Origin of the sequence: Streptomyces niphimycinicus (genome assembly GCF_018883605.1) — a bacterium.
GTDB classification, from domain to species: Bacteria; Actinomycetota; Actinomycetes; order Streptomycetales; family Streptomycetaceae; genus Streptomyces; species Streptomyces niphimycinicus.
On record NZ_JAHLEM010000130.1, the window covers coordinates 1 to 2,626 of the forward strand.

The following is a 2,626-nucleotide window of genomic DNA, read 5'->3' on the forward strand; positions in this document are numbered from 1 at the left end:
CGCCGCGGGCCGGGCGGGCCGGGGCGGGGGGTAGCTGGCCCTTGAGGGGGCCCCACTCGTTGGGGTCGGGGACGCCCGGCGGCAGCATCTGCCGACGCTTGGGGCCGCCGTGTTCGGACTCCCCCGGCTCCTTCGCGCCCGGCCACGCCTTGACGACCCGGGCCGCCAGCACGAAGTCCTTGCGCAGCGGATGTCCCTCGAAGCCGTCGGGGAGCAGCAGCGGCGCGAGACCGGGGTGGCCGGTGAAGCCGATGCCGAACATCTCGTGGGTCTCGCGCTCATGCCAGGCCGCCCCGGCGTAGACGCCGGTCGCGGTCGGCAGCGCGGGCGCGTCGTGCGGCACGGTGGTGCGCACCAGCAGACCGCGCACCGCGCGCCCGGCCGCACCCCCGCTCCCGCTGCCTCTCCCGCTCCCGCTCCCGCCGAGGGCGACGACGTACGCGGCCACCCGGAAGCCGGTGCCCGGCTCGTCGACCGCGCTCAGCCAGTCGAAGTAGGTGCAGCCGAGGGTGTCGCGGGCCGTTTCCAGCGACGCGATCCAGGAGTCGGCGGGGACGTCGACGGTCAGCAGGTCGTACGCCTCCTCCGCCGTGGCGCCCTCGCCGAACAGCTCGGTGGCGGAACGCGGCAGCCAGCCCACGGGCGGGGCGGCCACCGCAGCGGGCTCCGCCGCCGCAGTGGGCTCCGCCGCTCCGGCCGGCTCCACCGCGCCGGCGGCCTGCGCCGCCCCGGTCCGCTCCGGCGTCTCGTTCGGCTCGTTCGGCTCGTTCGGCTCGGTCATGTCGTGTCTTCCCGCCCCGGAGGCGTGACCAGCCCGCTGCGCAGCGCGGCCGCGGACGGGCGGCCCGAGGCCGTGGATCCGGCACCGCGCCCCGGCGTCCCGTAGCGCTCGCCCAGCGACTCGCGCGCGATCTTCTCCTGAAGCTTGAGGATGCCCTGGAGCAGCGCCTCGGGCCGGGGCGGGCAGCCGGGGACGTAGACGTCCACGGGAATGATCTGGTCGACGCCCTTCGTCACGGCGTACGAGTCCCAGTAGGGGCCGCCGCAGTTCGAGCAGGCCCCGAAGGAGATCACGTACTTCGGCTCCGGCATCTGCTCGTACAGCCGCTTGACCGCGGGCGCCATCTTGTCCGTGACCGTGCCGGAGACGACCATCAGGTCGGCCTGGCGCGGCCCCGGCGCGAAGGGGATCACGCCGAGCCGGATGAAGTCGTGGCGGGCCATCGACGCGGCGATGAATTCGATCGCGCAGCAGGCGAGCCCGAAGTTGAAGACCCACAGGCTGTAGCGGCGGCCCCAGTTCAGGACCACCTTCATCGGCTCGGGAGCCAGCCGGGCCAGCGTGCCGAGACGGCGCGGCTCCGGCAGGTCCACCGGAGCGGATGCGGGGACGGATGCGGGGGCCGATGCGGGGACCGCCGCGGCGGGCGGTGTCGGCGTCGGGTTGGGTGTCACGTCCACTCCAGGACGCCCTTCTTCCATGCGTACAGCAGACCTACGGCGAGGAACCCGAGGAAGATGAACATCTCCACCAGCGTGGCGGCCCCGAAGCCGGGTGCCGCGAAGACCGTCGCCCACGGGAACAAGAAGATCGAGTCCACGGCGAAAATCACATACAGAAAAGCGTAGACGTAGTAGCGGACCTGGGTGTGGGCCCAGCCCTCGCCCACCGGGTCCACTCCGCACTCGTAGGTCAGCAGCTTCTCGGGCGTCGGCACGACGGGCCGCAGCAGCCGCCCGGCCCCGAAGGCCACGGCGACGAAGATCACGCCGATCGCCGCCAGCAGCCCGACCACCGCATAGCCCTGGAAGTAGCCGTCCGCGAGCTGGACGCCGGCGCCACTCGTGGTGTGTACGGTCGTCGCCTCCGGCACGTCCGCCCTCGCTCCCTGGTCTCGTGGTCCCTGCCCGCTCCTCGTCGACCTCGCGTGTTCGACGATCCGTACGGACCGGAAGTCTAGGCCCTGCCGCCGCCCGCCCGGGCGGCCCGTCCGCCATGCGGTAGGGCTACCCCCATGGCGGTCCCCCCGCCGGGCCGGGCAGTCTTGCTGCCATGACCTCCAGTTCCCCCGTCCACGGCCCCGACGGCGGCGGCGGCCGTGACCGCGACGGCGAGCGGCTGCCGCGGCCGCCCGCGTTCGCCTTTCCCGCGCAGACCTGGAAGGAGATCGCCTATCTCCTGGCCAATCTGCCGGTGGGCATCGTCTGCTTCATCCTCACGCTGGTCTGGCTGGCCGTGGGCATGGGGCTGTCCGTCACGGTGGTGGGGCTGCCGCTGCTGGCCCTGGGGCTGCGCTTCAGCCGCCTCCTCGGCCGGCTCGAGCGGAACCGTGCCAGGTCGCTGCTCTCGGTGCGCATCGAGGAGCCCAGCCCCCTGCCGTACCGGCCGGACAGCGGCGTCCTCAGCCGGTTGTGGACGAGTCTGCGGGATCCGGTGGGCTGGCGCGCCACGCTGTACGCCCTGATCCGGCTGCCCTGGTCGGTGGTCACCTTCGCTCTCACCCTGACCTCGCTCTTCGTCGCCTGGCCGGTGCTGCCGTGGATCGCCCGGGGGCTGACGCATGTGGACCGGGCGATGGTGCGCGGGCTGCTCTTCCCCTCCGATGAGCTGGAGCGGCGGATCGCC

Annotated in this window: 4 protein-coding genes; 1 reads left to right on the plus strand and 3 read right to left on the minus strand. The window is 73.3% G+C overall.

Annotated features, from left to right (window positions below):
* From KN815_RS14090 to KN815_RS14100, 3 genes are all read right to left on the minus strand, one after another.
* A partial coding sequence (locus KN815_RS14090; protein WP_216342261.1) for an NADH-quinone oxidoreductase subunit C occupies positions 1 to 781 on the minus strand: 781 nt, incomplete at its 3' end.
* A complete protein-coding gene (locus KN815_RS14095; protein ID WP_372458351.1) occupies positions 778 to 1,461 on the minus strand; it encodes an NADH-quinone oxidoreductase subunit B in 684 nt (227 codons plus the stop codon). The genes KN815_RS14090 and KN815_RS14095, both read right to left, overlap by 4 nt.
* Positions 1,452 to 1,874 (minus strand): NADH-quinone oxidoreductase subunit A, encoded by a 423-nt coding sequence (locus KN815_RS14100; protein ID WP_059149010.1) that lies wholly within the window; start codon positions 1,872 to 1,874, stop codon positions 1,452 to 1,454. Before KN815_RS14100 ends, KN815_RS14095 begins: the two co-directional genes overlap by 10 nt.
* Before the next feature lie 179 nt (positions 1,875 to 2,053).
* Here KN815_RS14100 and KN815_RS14105 point away from each other — a divergent pair.
* Positions 2,054 to 2,626: sensor domain-containing protein (locus KN815_RS14105; protein WP_216342264.1), on the plus strand; the 573-nt coding region annotated here is incomplete at its 3' end.